A 15,199-nucleotide genomic window follows, 5' to 3' on the forward strand; every position below is an offset into this window, starting at 1 on the left:
CTCCGGTCTTGGGGTTCTAGAGCGAGCTTTCTGGCACGGTCAGCCGGGCATGCAACCCGCTGTCACGCCATTCGCGGTCGAGCTTGCCGTTGAGCTGGCTGTCCACCGTCATCGTGATCAGGCGGGTGCCGAAACCTTCCTGCTCCGCTTCTTGTGCGGGCGGGCCGCCCTGTTCGACCCAATCGATGGAGACGCCGTCATCGCCCCGGGCCACGGTTACTTCGACTTTCCCGTCGGGGTCGGACAGCGCGCCGTATTTCGCCGCATTGGTGGCCAGCTCGTGGAACACCAGCGCGAACGGCGTGCTGACCTGGGCGGTGACCGGAACGTCGTCGCCCGCGATGGTGACGCGATCGCCATCCTTGTCGTCGTAGGGGGCGAGCAACTCTTTCAACAGGTCGCGCAGGCCGCCCTTGCCGCCGGGCATGTGGCCGGGCCGGATGAAATCGTGCGCGCGGCCCAGTGCCTGGATCGTCTGGCCGAGTTCGATCGCATAATCTTCCGCCTCGGGAAATTCGCGCGCCTTCAACGCCACCAGGCCCGAGACGAGCGCGAAGATGTTCTTGATCCGGTGCGACAGCTCGCGGGCGAGGATCTCGCGGCCCTCGGCCTCGCGATGCGCGCTGTCGATATCGGTGATCGTCCCGAACCAGCGCAGGATGCTGCCATCGGCATCTTCGACCGGCATCGCGCGACCGAGCATCCAGCGATAGCTCCCATCGCGATGCCGCAGGCGATATTGCGCTTCGTAGGGGGTGCCCGCTTTCACCGCCTCGTCCCACTTGCGGTAGGTCTCGTCGCGGTCGTCGGGATGGATCAGGTGGCCGTCACCGCCATCCTTCGTACCGGTGAACTCGTGCCACCTCTTGTTGAAATAGTCGCGCTTGCCGCTTGCATCGGCCGACCAGGCGAGGTCGGGGATCGAATTGGCAAGCATGCGGAACATCGCTTCGCCGCGTTCGCGCGCGACCTTGCCGGCAAGCGTCTTGCGATGCGATTCGAGCCGCCGCATCACCGCCCTGGCAAGCAACTCCATGCCTTCGCGCTGGAACGTGTCGAGCCCGTCGGGCCGCGCCTCGCGATCGAGCACGCACAGCGTACCGAGGATGTCGCCGCGCTGGCTGACCAGCGGTACCCCGGCATAATAGCGGACGTGCTCCTCTCCGGTGACGAAAGGGTTGTCGCGAAAACGCTCGTCCACCGTGGTGTCGCGCACCTCCATCATTTCCGTGCTCTGGATGGCATAGGTACAGAATGAGACGTCGCGCGGCGTCTCGTTCGCCTCGATGCCGGTCTTGGCGAGGAAATGCTGCGTCGAGCCGTCGAGCGTGGTGACCAGGCTTACGGGCGCCCCGCACAGCTTCCCGGCGAATTCCACGATCGAGGAAAGTTCCGCATCGTCGGCGAGGTCGTCCAGCCCGAAGGCGGACAGCGCCCGCTCGCGACGTGTATCCTTGCCGATCGCGGTCGGAGGCGGCGGTGGGGCGATCGTCTCGCTCTCGAGATGTGGATTGTCTGCGATCCCACTCCCATAGCGCAAGGGTTTTGCGACGCAACACATGGAAATGACACTCGCGGCGTTACCGCACCATTTGCGCGATCCGGCGCGGTTGCTATGGCGCCTGCCAAGGAGAGACAACGACCATGCGTGCCACCCCCGATTTCGACTTCCAGCTCGGCGAGACCGCCGAGATGATCCGCGAGACCACCGCCCGCTTCGCCGACGAACAGATCGCCCCGCTGGCCGATCGCGTCGACCGCGAGGACTGGTTCCCGCGCGACGAATTGTGGACCGCGATGGGCGAGCTCGGCCTGCACGGCATCACCGTGGCGGAAGAGGATGGCGGATTGGGCCTCGGCTATCTCGAACATGTGATCGCGGTCGAGGAAGTGAGCCGCGCGAGCGCCTCGGTCGGGCTCTCCTACGGCGCGCATTCGAACCTCTGTATCAACCAGATCGCGCGCTGGGGGAATGACGAGCAGAAGGCCAAGTACCTGCCCAAGCTGATCAGCGGCGAGCATGTCGGCAGCCTCGCGATGAGCGAAGCCAATGCGGGCTCGGACGTCGTCTCGATGAAGCTGAAGGCCGAAAGCGTGCAGGGCGGATATGTGCTCAATGGCACCAAGTTCTGGATCACCAACGCGCCCTATGCCGACACGCTGGTGGTCTATGCCAAGACAACGCCAGACGCCGCGAGCCGCGGCATCACCTCTTTCCTGGTCGAGAAGGACGACGAAGGCTTTTCGATAGGGCAGAAGATCGAGAAGGTCGGGATGAAGGGCTCGCCCACCGCCGAGCTGGTGTTCGACGATTGCCATATCCCCGAAGAGCGCGTGATGGGGCCGGTGAACGGCGGCGTCGGCGTGCTGATGAGCGGGCTCGATTACGAGCGCGTGGTGCTCGCCGGCTTGCAGCTCGGCGTGATGCAGGCCTGCCTCGACACGGTCATTCCCTACCTTCGCGAACGCAAGCAGTTCGGAAAGCCGATCGGATCGTTCCAGCTGATGCAGGCCAAGGTTGCCGACATGTATGTCGCGCTGCAATCGGCGCGCGCCTACACCTACGCCGTGGCGAAGGCGTGCGACACCGGCAAGACCACGCGTTTCGACGCGGCGGGCGCGATCCTGCTGGCATCGGAAAACGCCTTCCGTGTCGCCGCAGAAAGCGTCCAGGCGCTGGGCGGCGCGGGCTACACGCTCGACTGGCCGGTCGAACGCTACATGCGCGATGCCAAGCTGCTCGATATCGGCGCCGGGACCAACGAGATCCGCCGCATGCTGATCGGCCGCGAACTGATCGGGGCCCAGTGAGGAAAGCAGATCGATGACCGCACCCGTTCTCACCTCCACCCTCGACCGCGAGGCGCCCGATGCCAAGGCGCGGTTCGAGCACAACACATCGCTCGCCACGGACTTGCGCTCGACCGTCGCCGCGGCCGCGCTGGGCGGCTCCGATGGCAGCCGCGAGCGGCATGTGTCGCGCGGCAAGCTTCTCCCGCGCGAACGGGTCGAACGCCTGCTCGATCCGGGCTCGCCCTTCCTCGAGATCGGCCAGCTCGCCGCCAACGGCATGTATGGCAAGGACCAGATCAACGGCGCAGGAATGATCGCCGGGATCGGGCGCGTCTCGGGCCGGCAGGTGATGATCGTCTGCAACGACGCCACCGTGAAGGGCGGCACCTATTACCCGATGACGGTCAAGAAGCACCTCCGCGCACAGGAAATCGCGCAGGAGAACCGGCTCCCGTGCATCTACCTCGTCGACAGCGGCGGGGCGAACCTGCCGCACCAGGCCGAGGTCTTCCCCGACCGCGACCATTTCGGGCGCATCTTCTTCAACCAGGCCAATATGAGCGCGATGGGCATCCCGCAGATCGCCTGCGTGATGGGCAGCTGCACCGCGGGTGGGGCCTATGTCCCCGCCATGTCGGACGAGACGGTCATCGTGCGCAACCAGGGCACGATCTTCCTCGCCGGCCCGCCGCTGGTGAAGGCCGCGACGGGAGAGGAGATCAGCGCCGAGGATCTGGGCGGCGGCGACCTCCACGCGAAGAAATCGGGCGTTGTCGACCATCTCGCCGAGAACGACGAGCACGCGCTCACCATCGTGCGCGATATCGTCAGCCAGCTCGGCGCGAATACCGATGCGGCCAGGGATGTAGCGCTCAAGGACCCGCGCCCCCCCAAATTCGACCCGGAAGACCTCTACGCCATCGTGCCCGACGACGTTCGCGCGCCCTATGATGTCAAGGAAGTGATCGCGCGGCTGGTCGACGGCAGCGAATTCCACGAGTTCAAGCAGCATTACGGCAGCACCCTGGTCTGCGGTTTCGCGCATATCTGGGGCATGCCGGTGGCGATCCTCGCCAATAACGGCGTGCTGTTCTCCGAAAGCGCGCGCAAGGGTGCGCACTTCATCGAACTCGCCTGCCAGCGCCGGATCCCGCTGCTGTTCCTGCAGAACATCTCGGGCTTCATGGTCGGCGGGAAATACGAGGCCGAGGGCATCGCCAAGCATGGCGCCAAGCTCGTCACCGCGGTCGCCACCGCGACCGTGCCCAAGGTCACCGTGGTGATCGGCGGCAGTTTCGGCGCGGGCAATTACGGCATGTGTGGGCGTGCCTACGACCCGCGCTTCCTGTTCACCTGGCCTAATGCGCGGATTTCCGTGATGGGCGGCGAGCAGGCGGCGAGCGTGCTCGCCACCGTCCACCGCGACGCCGACAAGTGGACCGAGGAGGAGGCCGAGGCCTTCAAGGCACCGATCCGCCAGAAATACGAGGACGAGGGCAATCCCTATTACGCCACCGCCCGCCTGTGGGACGACGGTGTGATCGATCCTGTGCAAACGCGCGACGTGCTCGGCCTGGCATTTGCCGCCACGCTCGAGGCACCGATCGCCGACAGGCCACGCTTTGGCGTCTTCCGCATGTAATTGCTGCCATTTTTCCGCCTTTTTTGAAACCGGTGGGGGCGGTCTTCGTTGTGACGGCGAAGGAGAAAACTGACATGCGTAAACATACGATCATGCTCGCCGCCGCCCCGCTCGCTCTGCTCGCCGCCTGTGGCGACGGCGCCGACGAGGAAGCTGTGGCCGAAACCGACATGGCCGCAGAAACCACGGCGACCGACACTTCCGAGCCCGACGCAGTAGCGCCGACGAAGATCGCCGATGCCGGCGATGTCTCGGGGGCGTACAGCTTCACCGGCGAGGACGGGGCCACCCGCTCGATCACGCTCAACGCGGCCGACACGACCTATAGCTACACCGACGACGAGGGTGTCGAGCAGTCGGGTACCTACACCGTCACGCCCGACGGCTATCGCATCTACCTGTCGGATTATTACGGTTCGCCCGGCTGGTTCATCTATCGCAACGACGCGCTCGACCTGATCCGGACCGATTTCGAGGTCACCCCCGACGTGACCATCACCGGCGATCGCTATCAGCGCGACGACGACGGCGAGATGCCCTCGCGGCGTCCCGAACTCGGCAGCTCGGTCGACCGCGACAAGCAGTAAGCCTCCGGCTTCCGCTTATCCCTCCTTCGGTGCTAGACGCATCGGGGGAGGGATTTTTCTTGCATAGCAAACCATCGCTTTTGTCGCGCATCGTGCGGCGGTTGCTGATCGCGCTCTATCGCTGGAAGGGATGGAAGCTCGAGGGCGGACGACCCGCTTGCGACAAGTTCCTGATCGTCGGCGCGCCGCACACGTCGAACTGGGATTTCGTCTTCTTCATCGGTGCGACTCACGAGCTCGGCATCAAGCCCAGCTTCATGGGCAAGCACACGCTGTTCGAAGGTCCGCAGCGCCGCTTCATGCTCGACATGGGCGGGGTGCCGGTGGTGCGGCACCAGCGCGGCGGCTACGTGCAATCGGTGATCGAGGCCTTCGCGGCGGTGGACGAACTGGCGCTGGTGGTCGCGCCGGAAGGAACGCGGAGCAGCAATGGAGAGTGGCGCAGCGGGTTCTATCACATGGCGCTGGGCGCCGGGGTTCCGATCGTGCCCGCCTGGGTGAACAACGAGACGATGCGCGGCGGGATGGGCGAACCGATCATGCCGACCGGAGATTACCGTGCGGACCTGGCGAAGCTTGCGGCGTTCTATCGCGAAAGGATGCCCGATTGCGCGCGTTTCGAGGTCCTCGAGAAGACCACGCAGACGCTCGACGAGCTGGAAGGAAATCGGACCGATGATTGATGCGCTGCTGTTCAACGCGATTCTGTTGATCGCCGTCATGATCCTCCTGTGGCTGGTGTCGGTGCGGATCGGAGACGTTTCCTTCATCGACGCGTTCTGGGGTGCGGGGATGGCGATGCTCGCAATCGCGAGCTTCGCGCAGGTCGATGCACCCGGCCCGCTGGCCTGGCTGTTGCTGGCGATGACCACCGCCTGGGGCTTTCGCCTCGGCATACACCTGTTCCGCCGCTGGCGGCGCGAGGGCGAGGACCAGCGCTACGAACGCATCCTTCGCAGGGACCGGGAGAAGGGGCGCTTCGCGCTCGCCGCGCTGGTCAAGATCTGGCTCGGGCAGGCGGTTCTGCTGTTCCTCGTTTCCAGCCCGGCGCAGGTCGGCATCCTCGCGAGCGGGATGTCGCAGGCGATCCCGCCGCTCGCCTGGGCAGGACTGGCGCTCTATCTCGTCGGCATCTTCTTCGAATGGATCGGCGACTGGCAGCTTGCGCGCTTCAAGGCCGATCCGGAGAACGAGGGCGAGATCCTCGACACCGGTCTGTGGCGCTATACCCGGCATCCGAACTATTTCGGCGATGCCTGCGCCTGGTGGGGTATCTGGCTGGTGACCGCGGCAATCGGCTGGGAATGGGCGCTCTACACCGTCGCCGGGCCGATATTCCTTACCTTCACGCTCACCAGATGGTCGGGCGCGGCCTTGCTCGAAAAAGGCATGAGGAAGAAGCGCGGCGACAAATATGCCGAATATGTCGCGCGGACGTCGTCCTTCATTCCGTGGCCGCCCGCCAGGGGCTGAGCGATCAGGCGGCCTGCGCGGTTTCCATTTCCTCGCGGGTTCCGAGATCGAAATTGCGGCGGGTATTGCCGAGGAAGGCGATCAGCTGGCGCTTGAGGGTCGCGGCCTGGCCTTCGAGCTCGGTCGCGCTCGCGAGGACCTGGTCGGACGCCGTGCCGGTAGCGATCGATGCGTCGCGCACTTCGCTGACGTGACGCGACGCCTCGTCGGTGCTGCGCGCGGCCACATCGATGCTGCGGGCGAGATCGCGTCCGGCGACCGATTGCTGGTCGACCGCGCTGGCGATCGAGATCGAGGTCGCCTCGAGTTCGCGGATCTGCTGGCCGATGGTGCGCAAGGCGGTCACGCTGTCGTCGGTCGAACCCTGGATTGCGCGGATTTGCTCGGCCACGTCTTCGGTCGCTCGGCTGGTCTGCTTCGCCAGTTCCTTGACCTCGCTCGCGACGACCGCGAAGCCGCGCCCTGCTTCGCCGCCGCGCGCCGCCTCGATCGAGGCATTGAGCGCGAGCAGGTTGGTCTTCTGCGCGATCGACTGGATCAGTTCGACGATCTGGCTGACCTGGGCCGCGCTCTCGGCGAGGGCGGAGATCGTACCGTCGGCACCATCGGCGGCTTCGGTCGCCTGGCGCGCGAGCTCGGCGCTGGTGGCAGCCTGGCGGCTGATTTCGGCGATCGACATCGCGAATTCGTCGGAGGCGGTGGCGGCGGCGGTCGCTCCGGACGACGCGCGCTCCATCGCGTCGCCCGCCTCGGCGGTCTCGCGATTGGTAAGCTGAGCGGAATCGGCCATTTCGGTGGCGGTCGCACGGAGCTGCGACGAGGCGGTCGCCACGCCCGAAACGATCCGTCCGACTTCGCTTTCGAAATCATGCGACAGTTTCTCGATGAAGGCGATGCGGTCGCGTGCTCGTTCGGCACGCGAGGTATGGCGGGCTTTCTCGGCCTCGAGCTCGGCTTTCGCCTGTGCATCGCGTTCGGCCTGCAGGACCTCGAGCTTCATGCCGCCCTGGCGGAATACCTCGAGGCTGCGCGCTAGGTCGCCGAGTTCGTCGGGCCGCTCCTGATGGTCGATCGTGACCCTTTCATAGTGCATCTCGCGCCCGAGGCGGCGAACCTTGCGGAGCAGGTTTTTGAACGTGCGATCGAAGTCGCGCGCGAGGAAGAGCCCGAATCCGGCAAGCAGGAAGGTCAGGCCGAGCACCGCCATCATCAGGAAAAAGATGGTCTTGAAGGTCGCCGAACCGCTTGCAACGAAGTCCTCGGTGATCGCGCGCGTGTGCGACGAAAGCGCCTCGCTCGTTTCGCGCAACGCGGCGGCGCGCTCAAGCTGGAGGCCCGCTGGGGCGCCCGTCGCGACCGCCTGCTCGAACCGGTCGATCTGTGTCGCGACGAATCCGGAGAGACGTGCGAACTCGGTGTCGCTGGTCGACAATTCGCCCATCCCGTCGAGATTTGCGCGCATCGAAGCGATCGCTTCGGTCGCTTTTTCTTCCAACGCGCCCTCGCGGCCGGCTGCGAGGAACTGGGTTTCGAGTGCGGCACGATCGACGTCGGCCGACAGCGCATTCGCCGAATAGGTCGCCGCACGATACTCGCCCGCGCGTTTGAGATCGCTCGCCATGGTCGAGAAGCCGAACAGGATCGCAACGATGAGCGCGCTCACGAGCCCCATCAGCCCGTAATTGACGAGCTTGAGCCTGGTCGAGAGGTTCAGCGACCGCCATTGCGAAAGGCCACGGCGATGGCGCGACGTTTCTTCGCCATCGTCGATCGGCGAAATCGGATCCTGCGCTTCGATCGGGCGGTCGGCCGCGACATCGTCGGCGGTGATGGCACTCATGGCAGTCATGCTGCGGTCTTTCCGGATTGGCCGGCCCGGCGAGCGGGCAGGTTGAGATGATCTTCGATATCGGTGGCGGGCATCGGGCGGAAATAGAGCCACCCCTGCATCTGGTCGCACCCTGCAGTGCGCGCGAGATCGGCCTGCGCTTCAGTTTCGACGCCTTCGGCGGTGACGCCCATCTTGAGGGCCCGTGCGACCGAAATGCTCGACAGCATCATGGCACGGGAGCCTTCGTCGTTGGCGCTTTCGACGATCAGCGAACGATCGAGCTTGAGCTTTTCGAAGCGGAACTGGCGGAGGAAACCGATCGAGGCGTAGCCGGTCCCGAAATCGTCGAGCGCGATGTTCACGCCGAAGCCCCGGATCACGTCGAGGCTGCGCCCGGCGACGACAGGATCGACGACGAGGCAGGTTTCGGTCACCTCGAGTTCGAGCCGCTCGGGTTCGAAGCCCGTTTCCTCGAGGATCTGGCCAAGCTGGATCGGGAATTCGGGGTTGCGCAACTGCGCGGCGGAAATGTTGACCGAAAGCGTGATGTCGCCCCACGCGCGGGCATCGGTGCAGGCCTGGCGCAGCACCCATAGCCCGATCGGATTGATGAGTCCGGTGCTCTCGGCCACCGGGATGAACACGTTGGGGCCGACATTCTTGCCGTCCGGACGCGCCCAGCGGAGCAATGCCTCGACCGCGACGATCTCGCGGGTCGTGGCATGGACAAGCGGCTGGTAGTGGACCCGGAACTGGCCTTCGGAGAGTGCGGTGCGCATTTCCTCGTCGATCCGGCGCATCGCCTCGCTATCGCGGTCGAAATGACCCGAGAACCAGGTGCAGCGCGCCTTGCCGCCACGTTTCGAGGCATACATTGCGACGTCGGCTTCGCGCAGCAGCTCGGACGGCTCCAGCGCCCGGCTCGCCCGGCGGCGCGTCAGGCCGATGCTGGCGCTGATCGCAAGCTCGCGATCGTCGATCGGCACCGGGCTGTGAAAACGGGCCAACAGCGAACGGCAGATGCCTTCGAGCAGATTGCCGGCGATCGGACCCTCGACGAGCAGCGCGAATTCGTCGCCGCCGAGGCGATAGGCACGGGCCTCGCGGCCGCAGACTTGCTCAATGATCTTGGCGACCGAATGCAGCAGCCGGTCGCCGGTAGTGTGCCCGTAATGGTCGTTGATGAGCTTGAAGCCGTCGAGATCGAGCAGTGCGAGCGCACATTCTTCCCCCGGATTCAGGTCGGTCCGCGCGATGTCGCGGTGCAAGGCGCGGCGATTGGGAAGCGGGATCAGCGTATCGGTGAGGCTCAGGGCTTCGAGCCGCGTCAAGCCGCGCAGCACCGAGCGCGCGAGAATTCCGCCCACGCCGAGAAAGCCAGCGGTCGCGGCGATGTTCGGGACGGTGAGAATGGACTGGTAGTGACCGAACTGCCACGCGACGAAAGCCCCCCAGGCCAGCATGACGCAGGCGAGGAACACCATCGGCGCTAGGACGATGGCACCCAGACTGAGGTGTCTCTCTTCGTTCATCTGCGCTGATCGTCCCCGGAACTTCCCCGCGGCGGACAATGACCGAAACTGGTTACCGAAGCCTTATCGAGCAGCCGCAAGGTTCGTCCCCTCCTGCTCCTCGGTCGCTTCGGCAGCTTCGAACGGACGATACAGGCCGGGCAACTTGCGGGCGGGAATGAACGCGTCGGTATGTCCGACGGAGGTCTCGCCGGCGCCGAGCATCAGCCACCCGTCGGGCGCCATCGCCTCGACCAGCCGGTCGAAGGCGCGGCGGCGCGTGTCGGCGCAGAAATAGAGCAGGACGTTGCGGCACAGCACCAGGTCGAAGCGCGTGGCGCGGACCATCGGCTCGAGGATGTTGTGCTGCTGGAAGGTGATCATGTCGCGGATTGCGCGATCCGGTTGCCATCCCTGCGAGGTTTCCTCGAAGTGCTGGAGCATCTGCCCGACGCCGAGACCGCGCTGGATCTCGAACTGCGTATACCTGGCGTTGCGGGCCGCCTTGATCGCCTTGTTCGAGACGTCGGTCGCGAGGATGTCTATCGTCCACCCCTTCCAGCGCATCGGCTGGTCGGCGAACATCATCGCGAGGGTCAGTGCTTCCTGGCCGGTCGAGCAGCCGGCCGACCAGATCGAAATCCGCTTTTGTTTCTCGTTCTGCTTGGCGATGCGCGGCAGGACGTCGTTTTCGAGCTGGTCGAACATCGGCTTGTCGCGGAAGAAATAGGTCTCGTTGTTCAGCAGCGCGTCGACGGTTTCCTTCGCCAGCACGTTGTCGCGCTGTTCCGACAGCAACACCACCAACTGCTCGACATTGTCGAGCCCGCGCTCGCGGAACAGTCCGGACAGGGCCGATCCGATCCGCCAGCGACGGCTGTCGGTCAGCTCCTGTCCGGTATATTCGAGCAGGAGGTCGGCAATGATCTGTTCGGAAAGATTCGTCATTGCCAGAACGAACGATCCGCCAGTTCGCCGATCCTCGTAGCAAGCTTGTCGGGGGTTTCGACAGCGGCCGCGATGCCGGCTTCGGCCACGGCGCGGGGCATGCCCCACACGGCAGAGCTTTCCTGGTCCTGCGCCAGCAGCATTCCGCCCGCATCATGGATCTTGCGGGCCCCGACCGACCCGTCGCGGCCCATGCCCGACAGCACGACGCCGAGCGCGTGTTCTCCGAAGCACTCGGCCATCGAGCTGAACAGAGGGTCGACGGAGGGAAGACAGCCCGATGCAACCGGCCCCTTGGTCAGCGCGGCGACGTAGATGTCATCGCCCACCCGGCGCACGCCGAGATGCGATTCGCCGGGCGCGATGAGGATGCGGTCGGCCGCCAGGGGCATGCCGTCCTCGGCGACGACCGCCTCGCCGTCATAGGCGAGCTCGAGTTGGCGCGCGAATACCGACATGAAGCTGGTCGGAAGGTGCTGGGTGACCATGATCGGCACGCCGAGGCCCTGGGGCAGCGCCTTGAGCATCTGGGTGAGCGCATGGATCCCGCCGGTCGAGGCGCCGATCCCGATGATCCGCGAGCGATGTCGGACCGCATCGACCTTGGCCGGCGGATCGGAGAGCTCGAAGCGCGCCGGCTCGGTGCGCGACAGCGCGCTGCCGATCACCCGGATCTTCTCGATCAAATTGGCGCGGTAGTCGTCGTTGAACTTGCCCGGCCGCGGCTTGAGCAGCGTGTCGGCGGCACCCATCGAGAGCGCGGTCAGCGTAGCCTCGGCCCCCTTGTCGGTCAGCGCGGAGTTGACCAGGACCTTCGCGCCGCGCGCCTGTTCGAGGATCTGCGGCATCGCGCGGATCCCGCCCATGCCCGGCATTTCGAGATCGAGCAGGATCAGGTCGACCCTGACCTGCTTTAGCTTCTCGATCGCCTCCTCGGCCGTGCCCGCGACTTCGACCACGTCGAGATCCTCTTCGGCGGCGAGAATCTTCATCATCACCGCGCGCGCGGTGACCGAATCGTCGACGATCATCATGCGGATCGTGCGGTTGCCGCTGCGCCGCCCGAAATTCGGTCGGCGATCCATCGTGGCCTGGCTCATGGTCGCCCTCCGCTCAGGCCATGCCCACGAGTTGCAGCTTGATCTGCAGGGTCTCGTGATCGAACGGCTTCATCACATATTCGTCGGCGCCGGCATCGATCGCGGCGCGAATGTGCGCAACGTCGTTCTCGGTCGTACAGAACACCACTTTGGGGCCATCGCCGCCATTGCGGGCGCGCAGCTTGGTTATGAACTCGATTCCGCTCATCACCGGCATATTCCAGTCGAGCAGGATGAGGTCGGGCATCGACTGCTCGCAGGCGTCGAGCGCTTCCTGGCCGTTTTCGGCCTCGGAAACATCGAAGGCGAGCGATTCGAGAATGTGTCGCGACACTTTCCGGATCACGCGCGAATCGTCGACTATCAGGCATTTTTTCATGGGTATTTGGTGTCCCGAAACATGTGTTGCACAACCGCCCTAGCCACCGACGGTAACTATCGCCTTAAGCTGCCACTGCGAGCGGACCACCGACCACCGCGCCGACATCGAGCACGAGTACCGGACCCGCATCGGTTTCGATCATCCCGTTGCCGCAGCGCTGCCATCCCGGGGCGAGGCGACCGGGGATCGGTGCGGCCTGCGTCCGCGCCTCCATGACGTCGGAGACCCCGTCGACCAGCAACGCGTAGAGGTGTTCGTCGTATTCGATGACGACGGCGTTGCGTTCGCCCGGCCCGGACAGGTCGACCGGGTCGGCCAGCTCCATCGAGCGCGCACAATCGATCACGGTGAGGGCGCGGCTTCGCAGCGCGGTGAGGCCTGGAATATAGTCGGGTGCGCGCGGCACCGGAGTGACCCCGTCGAGCGCGATCACCGAATTGACCTCGGCGGCGCAGATGCCGACCTCGCGTTCCGCGATCGTCACGATCAGGAGCAATTGGTTCATCGTCCGCCTCCACTGCGGGCATCGCCGAGCGCGGCGATCAGCCCCGCCCGGTCGTAGCGATAGATTGATTCGGGGCCGTCCACGGCCGCTTCGGGGCTGGACCGCAGCCAGATCACCCGACCGGCGCGCGGCGTTTCGCCGCCCGATTCGACCGCGGCAAGCGCGATCGCGGCGTCTTCGTCGTCGTCCTGCCCGATCACGCGATAGCCCGCGGCCTCGACCAGCGGGCGCAGCAATTGCCGTGACCACGGATCGTCGAGCGGGAGCCGGCAGACCGGCGCTTCCCCGACCCGCGCGACGCGGGCGTGGCTGGCGAACAGCCAGTGGCTGTCGACCAGTTCGGTCGCTTCGCCGCCGATCAGGGTGAGGCCTTCGATCTCGCCGACCGATTCGGAGGGAATGATGTCCTGCTCGATCGCGGCGGTGTCTATGATCTCGCTGAAGGCATAGGCCATCTCGCTCTGCCCGTCCTCGATCCGGAACAGGCCGAGCTTGGCCGAGTCCGCAGTGTCGGCGGGTATGCCCTCGCCGAGCCCGGCCAATGGCAGGATATGCTCTCCGATGACGACCTGGGCTCCACCCCCGGAAATATCGATCGCCGACGGATCGAGCGATTCGATGCGGCTGACCACGTTCATCCGGATCGCGCGACGGCGACCGTCGAGACCGATGAACAGCAGGACCGGTTCGCGCGGCGCGTCGGCATCGGTCGCCGCCTTGTCCTCGTCTGCTTCATTGGGGGTGCGCGTGTCGACGCTGATATCAGCATCGCGTGCGAGCCCGGCGACGTCGAGCAGCAGGACCGGTGATCCGTCGTCGAGCAGGGTGGTCCCGGCATAGAGCCCGGTGCCCATGACCGCGGGGGCGATCGGTTTGACGACCAGTTCCTCGTGATCGAGAATCTGGTCGACCGAAATTGCGAACAGGTCGCCGCCGGGCAGGCGCAGGAGCACCAGCGTGGCGTCCTCGACCGATTTGCGGGCCTCGACGCCGAGGATGTCGGCGAGCGAGAGGCAGGCGACGCGGCGTCCGCGCAGCGTCGCGAGCAGCGAATCGCCGACCTGCGCGAATTCGACATGGTCGCGCTTGCCACTGACCAGTTCCTCAACGCTGGCGCGGGGCAGGGCGAAGCGCTGGCCGCCGCATTCGACGGTGAGCGCGGGGATGATGCTGAGGGTCAGCGGCAGGCGCAGCAGGATGCGGGTGCCCGAGCCGATAGTCGAATCGAGCTCGATCGAGCCGCCCACCCGTTCGACATTGGCGCGCACGACATCCATGCCTACGCCGCGGCCGGAGATCTCGCTCACTTCTTCTGCGGTCGAAAGGCCGGGGGTGAAGATCAGCCTGCGGCGTTCGGCAGGCGCCATGCGGGCACCGTCCTCGCTGTCGATCAGGCCTTTCTCGATCGCCTTGGCGAGTACCCGTTCTCCGTCGATCCCCTTGCCGTCGTCCTCGATCGCGATCGTGATGCGGTTGCCTGCCTGGCGCGCCGAAATCTTGAGCAGGCCGATCTCGCGCTTGCCCTTCGACAGGCGCTCGGAAGGCGTTTCGATACCATGGTCGATCGCATTGCGGATGATGTGCGTCATCGGGTCGCGGATCATCTCGATCATTTCGCGATCGAGCTCGACCTCGCCGCCCTCGACGTCGATCATCACCTGCTTGCCGAGTTCGTTCGACAAGTCGCGTGCGAGGCGGGGGAAGCTGGTGAAGAGCGTCTCGATCCGCTGCATGCGCATGCGGGTAATCGCGTCGCGGACATCGGCGAGGATCGCCGAGAGCCGTTCGAACGGGCCGTCGATGGTGGGCTGATCGCCGTTTTCGCGCAGCCGGCGGGCAAGGTCGTTGCGCGCCAGCACCATGTCGGAAACGCCGCTCATCACGCGGTCGAGAAGGTTGACCGGGAGCCGGATCGAGCGGGGCCCGCTGGCGGCTTTGGCACCCTTGGTCGCGGCGTCGGACGACGATGCGGGGGCAGGGCTGGCGCTCGGGGCGGCATCGGGGGACAGCGCGTCGATCAGCGCTTCGTCGTCGGCGGCGTGGAAATCCTCGCCTGCCTCGATCGCGTCGATCATGTCGGAAATGCGGTCGATTACGGCCAGCACGGCCGAAACGAGCTGCTGGTCGGGCTGGCGATCGCCGTTACGGCAATCAGCCAGCGCATCCTCGGCGGCATGGCTGAGTTTCTCGAGTCGCGGAAAGTCGAAGAAGCCGCAATTGCCCTTCACGGTATGCACGAAGCGGAAAATCGCATCGAGCCGCTCGCCCGTCTCGGGCTCGGCTTCCCAGGCGACGAGTTCGCCGCCCACCGCTTCGAGCATCTCGCGGGTTTCGGCTACGAAATCCGCCAGCAGTTCTTCCATCACCAGTCAGTACCCCCAATCGTGCACGGTGGGGGTATCGCCGATGATGGTTAACAAATGGTCA

The 15,199-nt window shown here is 65.5% G+C and carries 13 protein-coding genes; 5 read left to right on the forward strand and 8 right to left on the reverse strand.

Annotated features, from left to right (window positions below; all coding sequences use genetic code 11):
• Positions 1–16: 16 nt before the first annotated feature.
• A complete protein-coding gene (locus tag IEW49_RS01030; RefSeq protein WP_188640937.1) occupies positions 17–1,540 on the reverse strand; it encodes a PAS domain-containing protein in 1,524 nt (507 codons plus the stop codon).
• 104 nt (positions 1,541–1,644) lie between these two features.
• Between IEW49_RS01030 and IEW49_RS01035 the strand changes: the two genes are divergently transcribed.
• The 5 genes from IEW49_RS01035 (at position 1,645) to IEW49_RS01055 (ending at position 6,495) form a co-directional block, all read left to right on the forward strand.
• Entirely contained in the window at positions 1,645–2,811 is a 1,167-nt protein-coding gene (locus tag IEW49_RS01035) for an isovaleryl-CoA dehydrogenase (protein WP_188640938.1), read from the forward strand.
• 13 nt (positions 2,812–2,824) lie between these two features.
• Entirely contained in the window at positions 2,825–4,435 is a 1,611-nt protein-coding gene (locus IEW49_RS01040) for a carboxyl transferase domain-containing protein (protein WP_188640939.1), read from the forward strand.
• Between the two features lie 74 nt (positions 4,436–4,509).
• A complete protein-coding gene (locus IEW49_RS01045) occupies positions 4,510–5,022 on the forward strand; it encodes a hypothetical protein (RefSeq protein ID WP_188640940.1) in 513 nt (170 codons plus the stop codon).
• A gap of 59 nt (positions 5,023–5,081) precedes the next feature.
• Positions 5,082–5,705 (forward strand): lysophospholipid acyltransferase family protein, encoded by a 624-nt coding sequence (locus IEW49_RS01050; protein ID WP_188640941.1) that lies wholly within the window; start codon positions 5,082–5,084, stop codon positions 5,703–5,705.
• Positions 5,698–6,495 carry a DUF1295 domain-containing protein gene (locus tag IEW49_RS01055; RefSeq protein WP_188640942.1) on the forward strand — a complete coding sequence of 266 codons (798 nt, stop codon included), beginning with the start codon at positions 5,698–5,700 and terminating at the stop codon, positions 6,493–6,495. Before IEW49_RS01050 ends, IEW49_RS01055 begins: the two co-directional genes overlap by 8 nt.
• 4 nt (positions 6,496–6,499) lie before the next feature.
• Here IEW49_RS01055 and IEW49_RS01060 read toward each other — a convergent pair whose 3' ends face one another.
• From IEW49_RS01060 to IEW49_RS01090, 7 genes are all read right to left on the reverse strand, one after another.
• A complete protein-coding gene (locus IEW49_RS01060; protein ID WP_229658026.1) occupies positions 6,500–8,344 on the reverse strand; it encodes a methyl-accepting chemotaxis protein in 1,845 nt (614 codons plus the stop codon).
• Complete coding sequence (locus IEW49_RS01065; RefSeq protein WP_229658027.1) at positions 8,341–9,858, reverse strand: putative bifunctional diguanylate cyclase/phosphodiesterase; 1,518 nt, start codon at positions 9,856–9,858, stop codon at positions 8,341–8,343. Before IEW49_RS01065 ends, IEW49_RS01060 begins: the two co-directional genes overlap by 4 nt.
• A gap of 63 nt (positions 9,859–9,921) precedes the next feature.
• Positions 9,922–10,785 (reverse strand): CheR family methyltransferase, encoded by an 864-nt coding sequence (locus IEW49_RS01070; protein WP_229658028.1) that lies wholly within the window; start codon positions 10,783–10,785, stop codon positions 9,922–9,924.
• Positions 10,782–11,885: a chemotaxis-specific protein-glutamate methyltransferase CheB gene (gene cheB / locus IEW49_RS01075; RefSeq protein WP_188640943.1), complete on the reverse strand. Its 1,104-nt coding sequence runs from the start codon at positions 11,883–11,885 to the stop codon at positions 10,782–10,784. Before cheB ends, IEW49_RS01070 begins: the two co-directional genes overlap by 4 nt.
• Positions 11,886–11,898: 13 nt before the next feature.
• Positions 11,899–12,264, reverse strand: a complete 366-nt coding sequence (locus IEW49_RS01080) for a response regulator (RefSeq protein ID WP_188640944.1) — start codon at positions 12,262–12,264, stop codon at positions 11,899–11,901.
• 64 nt (positions 12,265–12,328) lie between these two features.
• Positions 12,329–12,772: a chemotaxis protein CheW gene (locus tag IEW49_RS01085; RefSeq protein WP_188640945.1), complete on the reverse strand. Its 444-nt coding sequence runs from the start codon at positions 12,770–12,772 to the stop codon at positions 12,329–12,331.
• On the reverse strand, positions 12,769–15,135 hold the full coding sequence (locus IEW49_RS01090; protein ID WP_188640946.1) for a chemotaxis protein CheA: 2,367 nt from the start codon (positions 15,133–15,135) through the stop codon (positions 12,769–12,771). The genes IEW49_RS01085 and IEW49_RS01090 overlap by 4 nt, the downstream gene beginning before the upstream one ends.
• Positions 15,136–15,199: the final 64 nt, after the last annotated feature.

Origin of the sequence: Pseudoblastomonas marina (assembly GCF_014641655.1) — a bacterium.
In the GTDB taxonomy this organism is placed as follows: Bacteria; Pseudomonadota; Alphaproteobacteria; order Sphingomonadales; family Sphingomonadaceae; genus Alteriqipengyuania_A; species Alteriqipengyuania_A marina.